11 protein-coding genes are annotated in these 17,271 nt (G+C 31.2%); 2 read left to right on the forward strand and 9 right to left on the reverse strand.

Annotation, left to right across the window (positions count from 1 at the left end):
* Positions 1 to 20: 20 nt before the first annotated feature.
* The 4 genes from I6U48_RS30190 to I6U48_RS20745 all read right to left on the reverse strand — a co-directional run bounded on the left by I6U48_RS30190 (position 21) and on the right by I6U48_RS20745 (position 4,568).
* Entirely contained in the window at positions 21 to 449 is a 429-nt protein-coding gene (locus I6U48_RS30190; RefSeq protein WP_218322388.1) for a J domain-containing protein, read from the reverse strand.
* Positions 450 to 585: 136 nt separating this feature from the next.
* Positions 586 to 1,014 carry a membrane-associated protease 1 gene (locus I6U48_RS20735; RefSeq protein ID WP_218322389.1) on the reverse strand — a complete coding sequence of 143 codons (429 nt, stop codon included), beginning with the start codon at positions 1,012 to 1,014 and terminating at the stop codon, positions 586 to 588.
* Between the two features lie 89 nt (positions 1,015 to 1,103).
* On the reverse strand, positions 1,104 to 3,269 hold the full coding sequence (locus I6U48_RS20740) for a transcriptional regulator (RefSeq protein ID WP_218322390.1): 2,166 nt from the start codon (positions 3,267 to 3,269) through the stop codon (positions 1,104 to 1,106).
* Between the two features lie 363 nt (positions 3,270 to 3,632).
* Positions 3,633 to 4,568, reverse strand: a complete 936-nt coding sequence (locus tag I6U48_RS20745; protein ID WP_218322391.1) for a serine/threonine-protein kinase — start codon at positions 4,566 to 4,568, stop codon at positions 3,633 to 3,635.
* A gap of 320 nt (positions 4,569 to 4,888) precedes the next feature.
* Here I6U48_RS20745 and safA point away from each other — a divergent pair, with 320 nt between their 5' ends.
* Positions 4,889 to 5,485: a SafA/ExsA family spore coat assembly protein gene (gene safA / locus I6U48_RS20750; RefSeq protein WP_512699253.1), complete on the forward strand. Its 597-nt coding sequence runs from the start codon at positions 4,889 to 4,891 to the stop codon at positions 5,483 to 5,485.
* 53 nt (positions 5,486 to 5,538) lie between these two features.
* Here the strand turns inward: safA and I6U48_RS20755 are convergent, their stop codons facing one another.
* From I6U48_RS20755 to I6U48_RS20765, 3 genes are all read right to left on the reverse strand, one after another.
* A complete protein-coding gene (locus I6U48_RS20755; RefSeq protein ID WP_218322393.1) occupies positions 5,539 to 6,810 on the reverse strand; it encodes an L-cysteine desulfidase family protein in 1,272 nt (423 codons plus the stop codon).
* Between the two features lie 230 nt (positions 6,811 to 7,040).
* Positions 7,041 to 8,792 (reverse strand): sigma-54-dependent Fis family transcriptional regulator, encoded by a 1,752-nt coding sequence (locus I6U48_RS20760; protein WP_218322394.1) that lies wholly within the window; start codon positions 8,790 to 8,792, stop codon positions 7,041 to 7,043.
* A gap of 160 nt (positions 8,793 to 8,952) precedes the next feature.
* Positions 8,953 to 10,986: a methyl-accepting chemotaxis protein gene (locus tag I6U48_RS20765; protein WP_218322395.1), complete on the reverse strand. Its 2,034-nt coding sequence runs from the start codon at positions 10,984 to 10,986 to the stop codon at positions 8,953 to 8,955.
* Between the two features lie 466 nt (positions 10,987 to 11,452).
* Between I6U48_RS20765 and yidC the strand changes: the two genes are divergently transcribed.
* Positions 11,453 to 12,097: a membrane protein insertase YidC gene (gene yidC, locus I6U48_RS20770; RefSeq protein WP_218322396.1), complete on the forward strand. Its 645-nt coding sequence runs from the start codon at positions 11,453 to 11,455 to the stop codon at positions 12,095 to 12,097.
* A gap of 69 nt (positions 12,098 to 12,166) precedes the next feature.
* Here the strand turns inward: yidC and I6U48_RS20775 are convergent, their stop codons facing one another.
* On the reverse strand, positions 12,167 to 16,348 hold the full coding sequence (locus I6U48_RS20775) for a 5'-nucleotidase C-terminal domain-containing protein (protein WP_376774588.1): 4,182 nt from the start codon (positions 16,346 to 16,348) through the stop codon (positions 12,167 to 12,169).
* 145 nt (positions 16,349 to 16,493) lie between these two features.
* A partial coding sequence (locus I6U48_RS20780) for a dehydrogenase family protein (protein WP_512699252.1) occupies positions 16,494 to 17,271 on the reverse strand: 778 nt, incomplete at its 5' end.

A 17,271-nucleotide genomic window follows, 5' to 3' on the forward strand; every position in this document is an offset into this window, starting at 1 on the left:
TTTATTCCTCCTTTTAGCTGCTATTTCTTCTTAGGCCCAAAATATCTTTCAAAAATATCTGTAGTATCAATGGGATTTTTTTTATTTACCTTATTAGTTCTTTCTTTACTCTTAGGATTAAATCCAAAAAAATTCTCAAAGCTCTTTTCTATATCATCAATGTTAATGTTTTTATAATTATTTTTTTCTGCTTCTTTTCTTTTTTCATGAGTTTTTTGATTAATATTGTTTTTTTCTCCGCCGTCAAGCTTCAAATCATATTCTTTTCTTAAATTTTCTTTATTTAAGACATTATAAGCTTCATTTATTTTTTTAAACTTCTCTTCCGACTCAAAAGTTCCGTGATTTAGATCTGGATGATGCTGTTTTGCTAATTTTCTAAAGGCTTTTTTTATCTCATCTTGAGAAGCTTGTCTTTCTACACCCAATATTTCATAATAATTATCCATTTTCTTATCCTTTCACTGCATCTAAAAACTTTTATATTTGTAGTGAACATATTTTTAAAGTATTTTATAGGCTTAAAAGGCAGAATCTTCTGCCTTTTAAGTTTATTTGACTATAAGATGATTTTAAAATATCATATTAGCCTGCAGCATATCCGCCTTCAATTTTAACAAATTCATTCTTATCTCTTTTTTGTTTAATTACAATTTCAAAGCTTCCTACGCCTTCAGTATCTCCAAATTCTTCAGTATAATCTACCACAAATGCATTTGGCATGCTTATTTTTCTTACCATTTGATCCGCAGCTATCATTTCAAGTGTTACTTTTCTGTAACAATCTGCTTTTTCTGCTGATACAAGTGACCATAAAGCTAATTTCATAGTATCATCTGCTTTATCTCCATCTGTGGATGTAATAATCTTACCTTGTAATGTAAGTATTGAACCTACATCAGTAGATCTTGCATTTGAATCATCTGGAGTATCTGTTTTGTAAACCGCATTTACAATATTATCTGCTCCTAACTCAATAGTTTCTGCACCTTCAACTTTTAATCTGAATCCCATAAAAATATCCTCCTTAAAATTTGATAAATTTATTTATATTAATGCTGCCTAGGAAAGCATTAATTTCAAAATTTGATATAACTTGTATGCTATTTAACAGCACTTGTACTTTTTGTAATGGCAACTTCAAGGTTCTTAACATTTCCATTGAATACAAGGTCGATCTGACATAAATTACTTGCATCATCTATGATATAGTTTAAGTCATCTCCCTCTTGAATTACTGAATTTATAAAGCTCCTGCTGTTAATCCATTTACTCTTTTGGCTGCTTGGATTATTACTGAAAAATTTAACAATATTATCCTGTTTAAAATCACTAGTTTGGAACCTTAAAATTCTCTCTATATAAGTACTTACGCTTGTCTTATAAATTGAATCAAACCCATCTTCTGTAAGAGCAAGACTTCTTGCTTTATAAACAGTTATTCTTTTTATATCTTTTCCTTGAAACTGTGCATTTTCAGAAGAAAATACAAAGCCAAAGTTTCTTCTATTTATTGAATCTTTTATATTATTTGTAAAGCCAGATATTTCTTTTGCCATAGTTGTAGTTACTCTTAAGTTATTTTCACCTGACTCTATATCAAATCTGATACCTGGATAGTCTCTGCTTACATTTCTAAACAATTCTTTTAAATATTCTGGACATTGGTAAGCTGCTACTATTCCTGCCGCTATATAAGAAGCATCTACATATACTCCTTCTATCCATAATTTTAATATGTCTTCTTTTTCCTGAGAAAGCTTTGCTCCCCCCTCAGTTTGAAGCATCTTGCTGTCTATCACTACCCCTGATTTGTCTTTAGGAATAATAGTAAAGTTAGGCATGCATGGTATTGCAAATTCACTGTACTCCTGACGGGTCAGCATTTCACATTTTTCTATATATTTATCAATTCCAGCTGTTGCCATATTATTAAAGGTAGTCTCGTCATTAGCATCAAAGTTAAAGAATACCTGAACCCTATATTTCTTTAAAGTTTCAAGAAGTGAAGTTAACGATTCAATGGTATTGCCTTCTTTTTTAGAAATTTTTTCATTTCCTTTAAATCTTTCTCTTCTGGCTTTTACCTGTCCTACAGAAGCTATTTCTATAGCTGGAACTATGCTGAACCATATTGTATCTGTAAAATCATTTTTAGCATTTACTGTATTTAAATAGGTTTCCAATCTATCTATATTATTGCTTTTAACTGTCATATCTAATTTATTGTTTGTAATAATGAGTGTTGGCTGCATTCCTTTGGTCTTAGTGTTATATTGATCAAAGAACATTTTTACGCCTAATATTTTTTCCACTAAAGGTTTAGCAGTTTTTACAAAGTCATCCTTTGCACTTTTGTAGAATTCAAGGTAAGTATTATAATTTTGCACTTCCCTTTCAATATCTATCTCAGTTTGCACTGCTGGTAACGGACAAAAAGTTCTTACTACAAGATCCTTTACATAATCAGAAGGATTTTCTGTAATAGCACTATAATCCTCTTCAAACACACTTACAAGATTGTTGCTTCTATCTTCATTCAAAACCATTAATGCATTGCTGTCACTTTTTGGTGCTTCCAATATTTTTAATTCACCATTTTCTCCCATAGTAAGCATACCTATTTGAATGGCCTCTACATCACCATCTTCCTGGCTCTTACCAAATAAAAGTCTTGTTTTAATGTCTTCTATAGCCAGTGGCAGCATTGCCATAACATTGTTATAATTTTGACTAGCTTCTTCAAACTTATAGTTTAATTTATCACCAAGCTCCAGCTTTTTTGGATCTTCTTCGTCTAGCTCTTCATATTTGTTGTATATGTAGTGTATTTCTTTTCTTACCTGCTTTATATCTTCCACAATTTTTTTGGGAGATATCATATCCAAAACCTTTTCAAATTTGAAATCAACATTTTTTATTCCCTGACTTCTTTTGGTATCTATTAGAGTAAATAACATCTTTAGAAAATCATTATTTTTATCAAGCTTAATTTCAGAAATGCTCTCTTCAGACATATTCTCTGGCTTCTTAAGTGTATATGCTACTTTTTGATTCGCAGCATTATAGAAGGAATATACACTTGGAGAAAATTTCTCTAAGAATTCATCAAAATTTTTTACAAGAAGCTGTTCATTTATTTCTTTGATTTTATCATCGCTTAAGCTGTCTATTCCTTTGACATCTCCTACAATTGTAATAAGATCCAATTTTTCAGGATTAATTTCTTCAAAAAGCATACTTCTATTTGTTTGGTAAATAGTATCCATACTTTTCCCCCTTTTTGCAAAATATTTTATGTGCTACTCTCAAACTTTTGATCAGGAAGTTTAAGTTAAATAAAATTAACAGTCTGAAACTGTTATCTGCTATAAAACAATTAAGGCCATCTCAGTTATTGAGTATACTACCTTAGCACCTTACTTTTCAAGATAAAAGTACTAAAATAGCATTATTATGTCTTAAATTGAAATTTAATGTTAAATATGCATTTTAAGTATTATTTTCATATATTTTAGGACATGTTTTACTTTTTTATCCAAATCAAACGGACAAATTTTACCTTTATGGTAATCAGTTTTATTTCGGTAAAATATAATAAACCATAGTAAAAATTCAATTAAACTAAACTTTTACCATGGTTTATTATTCTTATTAATTCTTTGTATTAAAATTTTTATTTTTAATCTAATGCATTCTAAATATATGAATACTTTAAAAAAATTTAAGGATGGAATTCTTTCTTTAAAATTAACAGATAAGTTTTTCATTATAACTTTTGAAAAAAGTAAAGATATTTCTTGATTATAATTTCTTATATTTTCTATTTTATCTTCAATAAGTCTTTCTGTTACACTAATTGGAACTTTTCCACACAAGCAATAGTACAGTGTGGCAGCAAAGCTATATACATCTGAATACCTGCTTTGTTTGGATTCTTCTGAATAAAACTCCAACGGTGAAAATCCTGGCGTAATAAATATATTCTTCTTATTACATATCCTGTAGTTTATAGATGAGCCAAAATCGATTATTAAAGGATCTCCATGTTTGTCCATTATTATATTACTTGGTTTAATATCTCTGTGTATTATGCCTTTTTTATGCATATAATTAATGGCATTAGCAATAGGAATAAATATTTTTTTTAGCAAATATAATATGGAAATATTATTATTTTCCTTTATGTATTCATCCAAAGTTTTCCCTTCGTAATATTTTATTACTATATAACTTGTATCATTCTCTTCAAAATGATCAATATAGCTGGATATACTTTTATGTTTAAGTTTTTTTAGTATTTCTCCTTCATTAAAAAATATGTCTTTTAAGTCATAAAATTTTTCCTTTAGCAACAAACTTTTACAAACAACTTTTTCATTATCCATATCTCTTAAAGCCAGCTTTTCAGGGAAATACTCTTTTATGATACAATTTGTCTCCTTATATAAATCATTTCCTAAATATGTTATAGACAGTTTTCCTTTTGATATTACCTTTTCTATTTCATAATTTTCCTTTAATATAGTTCCTCCTTTAAGGCATACTTCTAGTACTTCAACCTTCATATTTCACTCCTTTTTATTCTAAAGAAATCTTTAATGCTTAAATAATTAATTCAAATCCATAATATACTTTTACTTGTTATAAAGTCAATATAGAGCTTAAAATTAAGATTTTTATCTTAATTAGTAAATGTATATACCACTAGAATATTTAAATATTTATTTAAATATATTCAAATAAATCTATATTTATCTCATGATGAAATATATCTATGTTTTCAGCATTTTATTGTATCAATTACACAATATACATAACATAAATATAGTTTCACCTTCACAAAATATTTAACGAGGTGATTCATTTGAAAAGAAAAACAATATTAATGAGTTCAATTTTATCTTTAATGTTATTTGGCAGCAAAGTTCACGCTCAGCCTACAACCTATACAGTAGTTCCTGGGGATTCTATGTGGAAGATTGCAGTAAAATACGAAATTGGTATAAGTGAAATTATATCTGCAAATCCTCAAATCAGCAATCCATCTTTAATATATCCAGGACAACAAATAACTGTTCCAAATATTCAAGATGTTAAAAATGCTGAAAATAAAGTTGTGACTTTAGTTAACGCCGAAAGAGCTAAAGCAGGACTTCCTCCGCTAAAGGCTAACTGGCAGCTTTCCAGAATAGCTAGATATAAATCACAGGACATGATAGATAAAGGATATTTTTCTCATACATCACCTACTTATGGTTCACCTTTTACAATGATACAATCTTTTGGAATAAATTTCTCCGCAGCAGGCGAAAATATAGCAATGGGACAGCAAACACCAGAGCAAGTAATGACAGCATGGATGAATTCACCTGGACATAGAAGTAATATTCTAAGTCCTGCTTATTCAGAAATTGGTGTAGGATTGGCTAAAAATTCAAAAGGAGTTCCTTACTGGACTCAAATGTTTATAAAACCATATTAACAAAAGCAAATAAGGTGCAGATCCAAAGCTCTGCACCTTATCTATTTTTTTGATTATTTGCATCCTTCAAGCATTACTTCAAGAATTATATCATCAGTATTTGCCATACCTTCATTTGATACTCTTCCTAAGTTTTGTATTGTCTTTTCTACAGAATCATCAAGGATTCCATCCTTTGAAGGTATAAATACATTTTTGTTTGCCATTTTAGCTGCATCTAATGCTGCATTTACAGATATAGCCAGCTTATATGAACATCCAATTTTAGCTCCATCGCATATCATTCCACTGATACCTGCTATCATATTTTTGATAGCTCCTCCGATCTGTTCAAGGTTTCCACCTAATAGATATGACAATCCTGCACTAGCACCAACTCCTGCAGCAACGCCGCATCCGCAAACTGGTGATAATGAACCTGTGTAGCTCTTTATATATATAGTAACTAAATGGCTTAATGTTACAGATCTAATTATCTTTTCGTTATCTATCTTCATTCCTTGTCCTATTATAGCTATAGGTAATATTGCAACCAATCCATGATTTCCACTTCCTGCGCTACTCATTACTGGTAATGGATGACCTGCCATTCTTGCTTCTGAAGCAGCTGAAGTTATTGCCTTAGCACTTTGCTCTAGTCCTTCATTTTCGCTATTTAACATATTTCCAAGACCAATACCTAGGTTGTATTTTAAATCATCATCTGCAATTCTTCTATTCATTACAATACCTTCATTGATAAAGCTAATTTTCTCAAATTCTACAGTATCAACAAATTCTTTTAAATCAGCAATTGTAAATTCTCTAATTCTATCTCTTAAAGATGGCTTTGCTGCTTCTTCTTTTTCATTTTGTTCTGAAACACATTTTCCATTTTGCTCAAGAAGAACTATATTTAAGTGGGTCTTTTTGATAACTACTCTTGAAGTATTGTTTTTACCTTTAGCAATTACTTCAATATAAAGTCCTGTAACATCTTTCTTTAAATCCAAATTTATAATATTTTTATCTATTAATTTAAGTGCTTCCTCTAAACTACTATTAGTCACTTCTTTTAATACTTCAAGCTTATATTCTGATTTTCCTACCATTAATGCTAAAGCTGCAGCAACTACAATTCCCTTTTCATTTGTTCCTGGTATACCTACTTCTTTACCATTTTTCAATACGTTTCTATCAACTAATATATTAAGTGCTTCGACATCTTCTTCTAATAGTTCTTTAGCTTTTGCAGTAGCATATGCAACTGCAGTTGGCTCTGTACATCCAAGTGCTGGAACTACCTGATCCTTCAATATGCTTATTAATAATTCATTATTTTTCATAAATTAACTACCTCCAAATTTTTTATCTATAAATTATTAATAAGCAATTGTCATGCCAATCCTAGTTCGGCATTTTTATCAGATCCATTTTTAAATCTTTCTCAAATATAAGAATTTAATTTATGAAAACGATATAATATCTCTGGAAAGTGCTTTATACTTGAATTAAAAACTTTTCTCAAAAATAATAATTTTTATCATTTTTGAGAAAAATCAATTTCACATCTATATTATTCTTCAAGCTTACGATATAAAGTAGCTGAGCTTATTCCTAATTTTTTTGCAATTAGCTTTTTCGCCTCTGTGTCAGTACCATAATGCTCAATTAGTTTATTAATCACTTGCTTTTCATACTCTGCAACCATCTCTTTTAAGCCTTTATCAACATACATTACACTATCTTCGTTAACAATCCTTTTCCTTATAGTACCTAAGGTAATATATTTTTCTGTTTCAAAATTAATGGCATATTCTATTAAATTTTGCAGTTCCCTTACGTTTCCAGGCCAAGAGTAGTTAATTAAGGCATTTTTTACCTCATCAGTAAAACCTTTTATATCCTTTCCGTATATCCTATTATACCTATTTAAAAAGTGTACAGATAGTTCCAGCACATCATATTCTCTTTCTCTTAGTGAAGGTATATTGATAGGTATAACATTCAGTCGATAAAATAAATCCTGCCTAAATTCTCCTCTTTCAACCATCTTATGTAGATGTTTATTTGTGGCAGCGATAATTCTGCAGTCAATCTTAATAGTATTTACCCCTCCAACTCTAGTAATTTCTTTTTCTTCAAGTACTCTCAAAAGCTTAACTTGCATATGAAGAGGCAAATCTCCTATTTCATCAAGAAACACAGTTCCATCCTTTGCAATTTCAAATTTACCCATTTTCCCACTACTACTGGCTCCCGTAAATGCTCCTTTTTCGTAGCCAAATAGTTCACTCTCCACAAGGCTTTCTGGTATTGCACCACAATTTATAGGCATAAAAATTTCATTTTTTCTATCACTTTCAAAATGAATAGCTCTAGCAAATAATTCTTTTCCCGTTCCACTTTCACCAAACAATAATACTGGAACATTTTGTTTTGAAATTACCTTTACCTGTTCTTTAACTTGAGAGAACATAGTACTATTCCCTATTATATTCTCAAAAGTAAACACTGGATGTTTCTCACTTATTTTTAAGACAGATTGCTGTAATTTATTAAAATCTTTAAAAGTTATAACTGCTCCAGAAATTTTTTCATTAACTCTAATTGGCTTTATTGACAAGAAAAATACATTTTTGCAGTTGTTATATGCAATATTTATCTGTTCTTCATCAATACAATAATTTGACTTCTTCAACTTATCAATTATTTTATACGGAAGAATTTCACATATATTTTCTCCAACAATTCCAAAGTCTTTTAATCTAAATTTTTCTTTTATATATTTGTTTATGCTAAGTATCTTATTATCATCATCTATAATTATAATTCCTTCATTTACAGAGTCTATTACAGTTAAGAGTTCTTTTGATTTATATTCAAGCTTATTATTAATAGTTTTTTCTTTAATTCTCGATGAAATAAACTCGCTCATTCTCTTATCGAAATCTGTATAACTGTCCTTCTTTTCTAAAAATGTCTCTTTTTGCTGTTCCTCAAAGATAATCATTCCAATAACGCCTTCAACTCTATCATCTATAATTATAGGAAAACATACTTCGGCCTTTTCATCACAAGCACCTTTTATATCACAAATAGTACATTCACTGCAATTTCTGGGGTTTTCTATAAGATATGGTTTTCCTGTCTTTACACATCTTTCAAATACAGAGTTTCTAGGTCCATACGCTCCTATTTTTTCCTGCAATCTTCCTGTTGCAGCTATTCTAAGAAGATTTCTGTCCATAATAGTAACATCAATCCCCATTATAGCTTTAATTGTCTCAGCTATCCCCTGTAATTCATCCTTAATTAGATGTATCATAAATTCTCATCCTTTTTCACATATAATTTATTTACTTTATATATTTTAACATTTATCTAGATATCTAGTACATCCTTTATGCCCTAAAATGAACTCTTTTATACAAACAGAAAGGGCTGCGCGCTTCTCTATAAGTACAACAGTCCCTTTTATTACCAAGCTAAAATTTAAATTCTTTTATTATTTTCTCAAGTTTTTCTACACTTTTTATATTCTCTATAGCACTTTCATTTACATCTTGAAGTTTCTCTGATATATTGCTGGATTTTTCTGATATATTTTGAACTCCTGATGCACTATTAGTTATAGTTAGGGACGTCTCATTTATAGCCTTAACTATTTCTTCAATAGAAACATTCAATTCTTCTGCAATTACGCTAAAATTAATCATAAATTCATTTACTGATTCCGCATCATTATTATATTTAATAGCTACATCTGTTATGTTTTTATATTCAACTGTTACAGTATTTTCAACAAACTTTAATAAACTTACTGAACTATTTATTAATTTTTTTACAGAATCTTCTACAGCACCTACTACATTTTGTATATTCTCTGCAGTACCTGCAGATTCCTCCGCAAGCTTTCTAACCTCATCCGCTACCACCGCAAACCCTTTTCCAGCTTCTCCTGCTCTGGCTGCTTCTATAGACGCGTTTAGCGCTAATAAGTTAGTTTGGTCTGTAATGCCCAAAATTCCTTCTATAAGCTCACTTATTTTGTTTACAGCTTTGGTGCCTTCTATAGCTTTTTCAAGCTCAGCTTTAACATTATTATAAATATCTTCCGCTTCTTTAACGGATTTTTCGGAAGACTTCATTAGCTGTTCGGCTCTTTTTGAAATATCTTTTGAACTTTTTGCTCCTAATTCTGCCTTTTCTGCCATTGCCATTACAGAATTGACCATATCACTTGATGTTGCAGAAATTTCTTCTGAAGTCGCTGAAGTTTCTTCCATTACAGCTGATATGTTCTCAACTTCCGAAGAAGTTTCTCCTGAATAGGTTTTTAATTTTCCCGTAAGCTCTTGTACAAAACTCGTACTATTGCTTACATTATTTGATACTGTTGTTAATTCACCAATTACACCTCTCAAAACTTCTCTCATTTTTACAACCGCTCTAAAAATATCTCCTATTTCATCCTTATAATTAAATAAATAGTCATACTCTTTTAAATCCGTTAAATCAAGACTAGAAGTTTTATCGACTAATTCTGAAACCTTTTCTATTGGACCTGTTATTTTTTTTGATAAAATGCTTCCAAAAAAAATTGCTATTCCAGCTATGCCAAGCATTATAGCCACTATAACTAAAGTTACTTTTCTAGCCTCAGAAACTATTTCTGACTTATCTACTGATAAAACAAGAGTCCATTTTACACCTGGTATAACATTATAATAAGATATTTTTTGTTGCCCATTAAATAAATATTCTGTTATATCACCCTTTACATTTTCGCCACTTTGGATTTTTTTCACAACTTCTTTTATCTTATCATTCTCTACCGGTTTACCTATCTTAGTCTTAGTAGGATGATAAATCATGTTTCCTTTTTCATCTACAAGATATGCATAGCTACTGCTCGATCCACCTACAGAAAGATTATTAGAGTATTTTGCAAAACTTTCAGCTCTAACTGCGGCAGCAGCATATCCATAACTAACTCCATTCAATGTTATAGGGCTTGTGATTACTATTATTTGTGCAGCAGTAGATTTTGAAGTTAACGTTTCACTAATTGCCGCTTTTCCCTTCAATGCCTCTTTATTGTAATTTCGATCAGATATATTTTGTGTTATAAGTTTTCTATCACTATCTGCTATAATCGTTCCACTATTATCTACTATAAATGCATGCTCTAAATTCCCTTGTTTCTTCACATATTCATCCAACTCTTTGCTAACATTTTCAACTGCATTTGCATATATTTGAGAACCATAGGAACTATTGTGAATTTGCAATAGTTCAACAGTAGATTTTTTATTAGCTAATCCCTCTACTTTACTACTCTCATGTCCTATCATAACATTTATAGTTTCTATGCTTTTGTTTGTTAAAGATTTCATTTCTACTTCACTAGTGCTATAAAGTTTATTTGAAATTTTATAATATACAGCTGTACAAGCCACTATCATAGTAATTAGTATCATTGCTCCAACTGTCATTGGTATCTTATGTTTTATTCTCATCTTACATACCCTCCTCAGAAGTATCTATACTCTTCTTATAGTTATCGCCGCTTTTCTATAATTTCTTTAACTATTTTTAAAATTTATTGATCTTCAATTAAAAAATTGATAATATTTTGTAAACTGTTATATTTATTTAATTTTGATGCTATAATAATAAATAATTTATTAAATATGAGGTATTTAATCATGGAACGTAACATTTTGAATATATTTCAGATATTTTTTATATTATTTTTCCTTACAAGTGTTTTCTACTGCTACATTTACTCATTAAAGCAGTTTGTTAAAAAATTTCACTTTTCATTTATAAAATATATATATTGCTCAAGTTTAGATTTTCAAAGAGCTCTACTCCGCGAGAACTATGTGTCCTTTGAAAAATATGGCATATGGCGATTTCATTTTAGATTTTAAATGCAATGATGTTCTACAAGGTATTACATTAAAGAAGGAGAGATAAAAAATGAACATCATTTCAAATATTTTAAACACAACATTAAATTATTTTTTTAATATGACAGGCGATTGGGGAATTGCTATCGTACTATTGACTATAATAGTACGAACAGTTCTATTACCAATGTCAATGAAACAAAAGTTTAGTATCTATCAACAACAAAACCTAGCTAAGAAAATCGATGGACTGAAAAAAAAGTATAAAAACAATAAAGAAAAATTAGAGACAGAGATGAAAAAACACTATAGCCAAAGTGCTAAAAGCATGCTTGGATATTTAGTCAGCTTACTTCAGATTCCAATAATTTTTACATTGTATGGCATTTTTTTGACAATGCCCGTTCAAGCTAGCACTGTCATTGTTCCATGGGTAGCCAATATAAAGTTAACGGATACTCACCTTATTATTCCGATAATATATGCATTCTGTACATTAAGTCCGAATTTATTATCATATTTGTCGTTCTTTAAATTGTCCTCATATGCTGATACCCCTAAATCTACACTTTTAGTAATAGGTCTAGTCAGCATTTTTATATCTACAAGACTCCCAATAGCTGTTGGAATATATCTCATAGCAACTAGTATATTTTCTTTAATAGAAGAATTAGTTTTTAGATTATATATGAAAAACAAATCCTTAGTTTATTAATTCTTAAATAAAATAAACCACATAAATAAGAGTTTTTGCTCTATTTATGTGGCTTATTTTGTATTTATTTTAGAAATTTGCTGGTATCAGAGTCTGTCCACCTATTAGTACAACTGTAGTATTGGAATTCAACTTATTTCTCATATATTCAATTGATACCTTTGGTACTGATTTATAAGTTAAAATTATTGGTGAACTACCTTCTGCGGCTAATGCTGCTCCAGATAGAGCATCTGCAAATTCACTACCTGTAGCTCCATCTCCTAATGCTACATATACCTTATCAAACTTAAGATCACTTTCAAACTGCTTTAATATATTAATATTAGTTTCAAATCTGTCATTTCCACCAAGTCTCACTGCATCCTTGGAAACCATACCATCTAATATTTTTTCTACATTTTTATCAACAGAACCTTCTAATCCAACTATATAAGAATTAGATGGCTTATTTTGTGATAAATATGCACTTATACTTTGTGGAAGCTTATTCTTTTCTGTTAAAAGCACTGGCATTCCTTTTGCTGCAGCTATTGCTGATATTGATAGAGCATCCGCATAATTATATCCGTTTGCTATGACAGCACTGTCCTTTGTTCCAAGTTCTTTTGCTATATTTGCAGAAGTCTCGAACCTATCTGAACCATATATTCTCTTAACATCAGGTTTTGAGTTTAAAGAGCTTTGGAGAACGCCTTCAATATCTTTTGATACTACAGCTGGTCCACCTACAATTATTATATGTTTTACTCCTAATCTTTCTAATTCAGCTTTTGAAGCTTCTGGAAGCTGATTAGCCTGAGTCAATATTATAGGACAATTGTATTTTTTAGCAAGCGGCGCTGCACATAGTGCATCTGCAAACATCTCACCATTAGCTAGTACAGCATATTCAGAACCTTTATCCCATCCAGCTTTTGAAACATTAGCTGCTGTTTCATATCGATCTGCACCTTCAATAATTTGCGGTGTAAATGGAAGTATTTGGGTCGTACTAATCTTCCAATTATTAGCCACATCTGGTGTAATAGTCTTTTTATCCTGAATATACTTAATCATCATATTTCTTACTTGTCCATCATCACCTAAAGTCTTAGCCGAATCATAAACTGTTATAGATGAATCTCCTGGTTTTAGGCCAGCAGCTTTCATAAAACCACCGCCGCCATTGTATCTATAATTGTTTATTGCAACAGTAAATTCGTCGGTATCTTTTACAGGAACTCCGTTAAATTTCAAATTTTTAATTCTGTCTCCACTAACGACTACTCCTGTTGTAGGATCAACTGTACATGCTGGTTGAGTTAAGTCTATGTCATAAGTTGCTCCATACAATTGATCTAAGTTGTAATCTGGAATATTTAATACTGAGTCCTTAACTACTGGATCACCTGGATTCGATACTTGTTTATAATATCTGGTTGAGTATTCCATCCACTTTTTTAATTGTGCTCCTGTCATTTTAACTCCATATAAGAAATTCTCAAATACATATACACCCATCATACTCTGTATTGTCACATCACCTTTTGGTATGTATGCACTTGAACTTAAAGGTGCTGCTATAGACAGCTGAGTTTTGGCTCCATCCATCTGTACTTTGTTTATTAAATCCATTAGCGCTGTTTCTTCAGTTGTCTGCTTAGTGCCTGGGAATTCCCCTTCTGACTTTCCAATAACAGTTCCAACATATTTTACAGTTGCATCTTCATAAGGCTGTGCAATCTTTAATATAGCTGGGTTGGCTTCAATTTTTTCATCCATTTTCACATTTTTAGTAGTAACAGTTCCTACAGTTCCATCACTATTTACAGTTATATCAACCTGTGAAACATATTGAGCTGATTTACCTGGTTCTGTAATTGGAACCACTTTGCCACTTGGATTTTTAACTGTAAGATCCCCAGCAATTACAGAATGAGCATGCCCACATATTATTGCATCAATTCCGTCTACACTACTTGCTACAGCTTTAACTTGATTCTCTGGTATTGTGTCATTAGCACTTTCCTCTCCACTATGAATAGTTGCTACTACTATATCAGCTTTCTCTTTATCTTTTAATATTGGTACCCATTTTTTTGCTTCATCTACTAGGTCATTAAACTTTAACCCACTATAGTTTGAAGCATTTTCCCAGTTAGGAATACACTTAGTTGTTAGTCCTAATACTCCTACTTTTACGTCTTTTCCATTTACTTTAAAAGTTTTTACCACATATGGCTTTACAAAATTCGAGTTATCTGAAGTTTTATATGTGTTTGCTGATAAAACATTTATCCCCTCTTTTTCAGCATCTTTAATTACTCTGTTTAAAACTGTTAATCCATAGTTAAACTCGTGATTGCCAAGAGTCCATGTATCATACTTCATGGCACCCATTACCTTCATCATTGGATATTCTGAAGAAGTATCTATTTTATCAAAATAATATGAAAGTGGAGTTCCTTGTATAGTATCTCCTGAATCTACAAGCATTACATTATCATTATTTGCTCTAACACTATTTACATAAGAAGAAACTTTTGCTAGTCCTAGATTTGCTGCCTTCATGCTGCTATAATCTATAGGTAAAATACTTCCATGAACATCTGATGTGCCAACTATAGTTATCTTTGCACTGTTATCCTCTGCAGTTGTTGCACTAGTGCTAGCTGCGGTGCCACTTCCTGCAAGTCTATTGTCCATATTTGTAACTATACCTTTATTTGATTTTACATTTTCAATTAAAGCATCTCTGACAAGTATGTGTGTATTGTTTAAAGTTGACTTAACAGACGGTTCATTAAATACTATAAATCCGTCCCCACCCTGTCCTAAAAAGTCATTAGTCGCAACCTTTATCGTTTCACTATCTGAAATAGCTTTTCCATCTTCTCTTGTTAGGCTAGTTACTCTGCTTCCACTTGGTTTGCTCATATCATAAGTAGCCTTAAGTCCTGAGGATTGAATACCCTTTCCATTATCTGAAAGCGCTTCCTCAAATACTTTAACTAATTGAGCTTTATTCATATTAACTGTAACGACTTCATTATCGAAAGGCATTAAATAGAATATTGACCCAACAGTTATGTCACCTGCTGGTATATCAATTCTTATACCTCCATTGTTTTGGAATCCAACTTCTGCCTGTCCTTTAGCTTTTATAATATCGGCTGTCCAGTTTCCAAGATAAGATTCCCCGAAAGGACTACAGTTTTGTGTCCTTGTTAAATCATTCTTTGTATTTCCAATAACTTCTTTAAATGTAGGTCCTACTTGGTTTTTTGCATCATTTACTATTTTCACGGCATCATTATCAGTAATTGGATTTTTAGCTTTATATCCATTTGCTTTATCATTATCTAGTGCTATAAAGCTTGACTCTGTATTAGTAAAAGATACTTTTCCTGATGAATCTACGTCCATCTTCAAATCTGTAAATCCTTTTCCTTGAGCTTTTCCAATTACAACTGGCACCCCATTTTTACTTATAGCTTGTACAGCAGTGTGCGAGTGTCCACCTATAACGGCATCAACGTTTGAAAGTTTATCAGCTATATCGAAAACTGGTCCTGTTTTACAATCATTATTGCTTCCTTCGTGCATAACTGCTAGTATTACATCAGCTTTTTTATTATCTTTTATATCCTTTGCAATGCTATTTATTTCTGCCGTTGGGTCCGTAAATTTGTAATTAGCTACATTGGCAGGTAAAACTATACTTGGAGTTTCGGTAGTTATTGCTCCTATAAGTGCTATTCTAACGTTATCTTTAGTTATTATCTTATATGGATCAAATACTCTTGTCCCTTTATTTTTATCATAAAGATTTGCGCAAATAATTGAGTATTTTGCATCCTTCATAGTTGTGTTTATTATTTTGTCTAATCCCCAGTCAAATTCATGATTTCCTAATGCAGTTACTTCCATACCTATATTACTCATGAGTTTTTGAACTGGAACTCCAAATAATACATTAGACATTGGTGTACCCTGGTAAAGATCTCCTCCACCGATAACTAATGTTCTATCTGGATTTGCACTTTTTATGTCCTTTATATTTTTCGCTAGAACCGCACCAACAGGTAATGCTGGACTGCTTGAATCCTCCAATGTTCCATGAAAGTCAGTAACTTCAATTAAGTCAAAGGATTTAGCGGCAGCCTCTGCCTTTACTTTCGTAAACGCACCAGGTGTCAAAAGTGAGAAAACCATAAATAATGTCATTAACCTTGCTGTCAATTTTTTGTGTTTGAAATTCTTCAACAAATCGTCCCCCTTCCTAAAAAAACTTTAATTATTGGAAATATAATGATACATCACCATTATACAACAGTGTGAATTTTTTGTAAACTTACATTTTATTAGTGAAAATAAAAAAGAGAGAATCTATAAAAGACTCTCTCTAAAAATTTTAGTAATTTCCTTGTTGGTGCATAGCTTCTGCAACTTTAACAAATCCAGCTATGTTAGCTCCAGCAACTAGGTTATATCCAAATCCATAAGTTTCTGATGCATTTTTACAGTTGTTGTAGATGTTAACCATGATTGCATGTAATTTTTCATCTACTTCTTCTGCTGTCCATGATAATCTCATGCTGTTTTGTGACATTTCAAGAGCTGATGTAGCAACTCCACCTGCATTAGCTGCTTTTGAAGGTCCTACTATTACTCCGTTCTTTTGGAAGTATTCTACTGCTTCATTTGTACATGGCATGTTAGCTGCTTCACATACGAATTTAACTCCGTTTGCAACTATTTGTTTTGCATGTTCTAATTGGATATCGTTTTGCACTGCACATGGCATTATGATATCAGCTTTAACATTCCATGGTTTTTCTCCTGCAAAGAATTGTACGCCATATTTGTCAGCATAGTCTTTAATTCTTGCACCTTTGTTTATGTTTAACATTTCTACTAAGTAATCTATTTTTTCTCCTGTTACTCCTTCTGGGTCATAGATGTATCCATCTGGTCCTGAAAGTGTTACAACTTTTCCGCCTAATTCGCTAACTTTTATACATGCTCCCCAAGCAACGTTACCAAATCCTGATACTGCAACTGTTTTTCCTTTGAAATCTAAACCTTCATGTTTAAGCATTTCATTACAGTAGTAAGTTACTCCAAATCCAGTTGCTTCTGGTCTTATTAAGCTTCCGCCGTAAGTTAAACCTTTTCCAGTTAAAACTCCG

This window comes from Clostridium thailandense, assembly GCF_019207025.1.
GTDB classification, from domain to species: domain Bacteria; phylum Bacillota; class Clostridia; order Clostridiales; family Clostridiaceae; genus Clostridium_AM; species Clostridium_AM thailandense.

Bases quoted from the DNA above. Each gene is read 5' to 3' on its own strand.
- I6U48_RS30190 (WP_218322388.1), bottom strand. From the start codon at position 449: ATGGATAATTATTATGAAATATTGGGTGTAGAAAGACAAGCTTCTCAA.
- I6U48_RS20735 (WP_218322389.1), bottom strand. From the start codon at position 1,014: ATGGGATTCAGATTAAAAGTTGAAGGTGCAGAAACTATTGAGTTAGGA.
- I6U48_RS20740 (WP_218322390.1), bottom strand. From the start codon at position 3,269: ATGGATACTATTTACCAAACAAATAGAAGTATGCTTTTTGAAGAAATT.
- I6U48_RS20745 (WP_218322391.1), bottom strand. From the start codon at position 4,568: ATGAAGGTTGAAGTACTAGAAGTATGCCTTAAAGGAGGAACTATATTA.
- safA (WP_512699253.1), top strand. From the start codon at position 4,889: ATGAGTTCAATTTTATCTTTAATGTTATTTGGCAGCAAAGTTCACGCT.
- I6U48_RS20755 (WP_218322393.1), bottom strand. From the start codon at position 6,810: ATGAAAAATAATGAATTATTAATAAGCATATTGAAGGATCAGGTAGTT.
- I6U48_RS20760 (WP_218322394.1), bottom strand. From the start codon at position 8,792: ATGATACATCTAATTAAGGATGAATTACAGGGGATAGCTGAGACAATT.
- I6U48_RS20765 (WP_218322395.1), bottom strand. From the start codon at position 10,986: ATGAGAATAAAACATAAGATACCAATGACAGTTGGAGCAATGATACTA.
- yidC (WP_218322396.1), top strand. From the start codon at position 11,453: ATGAACATCATTTCAAATATTTTAAACACAACATTAAATTATTTTTTT.